This window comes from Candidatus Diapherotrites archaeon (assembly GCA_040755695.1).
Taxonomy (GTDB): Archaea; Iainarchaeota; Iainarchaeia; order Iainarchaeales; family 1-14-0-10-31-34; genus JBFMAK01.
This window is the reverse complement of record JBFMAK010000033.1, coordinates 1-1,348: the sequence shown is the minus strand read 5'-3', so window position 1 is coordinate 1,348 and position 1,348 is coordinate 1. Positions and strand designations below refer to the sequence as shown.

General features: G+C 72.7%; 1 protein-coding gene. It reads right to left on the bottom strand.

Annotated features, from left to right (window positions below; translation table 11 throughout):
- Window positions 1-8: 8 nt before the first annotated feature.
- Window positions 9-1,348 (bottom strand): IS66 family transposase (locus AB1467_07495; protein MEW6296098.1); only part of this gene is annotated, 1,340 nt, incomplete at its 5' end.

The following is a 1,348-nucleotide window of genomic DNA, read 5'->3' as shown; positions in this document are numbered from 1 at the left end:
GTAAGTGTTCACGTAGCTGGCGGCGTGGGTGGCATCCACGGATCGCCCTTGAAGAGCCGGGTGAGGGCGTCGATGGCGGGGACGTCGTGCTTGCGGGTGGTGGACAGGTAGCTGCGTAGGTGGGCGAAGCGTTCGGCGCCGTGCTGGCTGCGGAAGCACCCCGATATCTTCCGGTGCAGCTTCGTGGGCCTCAGGTCGCGCTCGGCCTGGTTGTTCGTGAACCCCACCTCGAGGTCGTACATGTAGCGCAGGACGTGGCGGCGGTGGTCGCGGAAGGCGCCGACGAGGTTGTGGGAGCGACGCTCGTAGTAGCTCCGCTTGCGGCCGTTGGGCGGGTCGGGGTTGGCGGCCAGCCCCTGGGCGACGAGGGCGTCGTAGCGGCCGGCGAAGGCGCGCTGGGCAGCCGGGGCCAACTGTTTCAGCCCGCGACGGCGGGCGTCGTCGCAGGCGGCGTTGACCTCGACGAGGAGCGCGGCGAGTCCCGCCGCCCACGCCGTCTGGGTGGCGACGAGGGCGACCTCGGCCAGGTCGCGCAGCAGGTGCGCCCCGCACAGACCGTGCTTGGCCTTCAGCTTCCAGTACATGGCCAGGCGGTCGTGCACGACCACGCCCCGGTAGCCCCGCAGCACCCCCGCCTCGTCGATGGCGTCGCCTCCACGGGTCATCGAGGCGTGGACCAGGGTGAACATGGCGGTGGACACCACGTGCATCCAGCAGGTCTTGGTGCCCACCCGGTCCGTGGTCTCATCCGCGTGCAGCACGGGCAGCGTGCGCAGGAACGCCACGAGGGCGGCGATGAAGCCCAGCAGGCGGCGGGACGCCTCGCTGTAGATGGAGTCGACGGCGCCGGTGGAGATCGGTACGCCGAACAGGTCGGACATGGCCTCCGCCACCCGGCGGGTGGGCAGGTGCTGGCGGCCGAGCAGGTAGGCGACGACGGCTCGCAGCCGCGGCCCGTAGCTGACTGGTGCCCGCGCCTCGGCGGGGAACGGCGCCCGGGTGACGTGGCCACATGAGCAGCGGCAGGCGTGGGAACGGTGCTCGGTGACCACGGGGCGGACCTCGGGCAGCTCGACCACCTGGCGGGCGGAGAACTCGCTCGGCGTGCCCTCGCCGAGCTCGGCGCCGCAGCCTTCGCAGCGGCCCGGCCGGTGGTCGACCACCTCGTCGGGCGTTGCCGACATCTCCAGTCCCTTGCCCTTGGCCCCCCGCTGCTTGCCCCGCCGGCGCTGCGCCCCGCCCTTGGCCTGGGCCCGTTGCTGGCGCTGCTCGGCCTGGCGCTGGCGCTCGGCGGCGGCATCCCGTGAGGGCGGCTTCCCCGAGTTCCCGGAGTTCTGGCGGAGCTGCC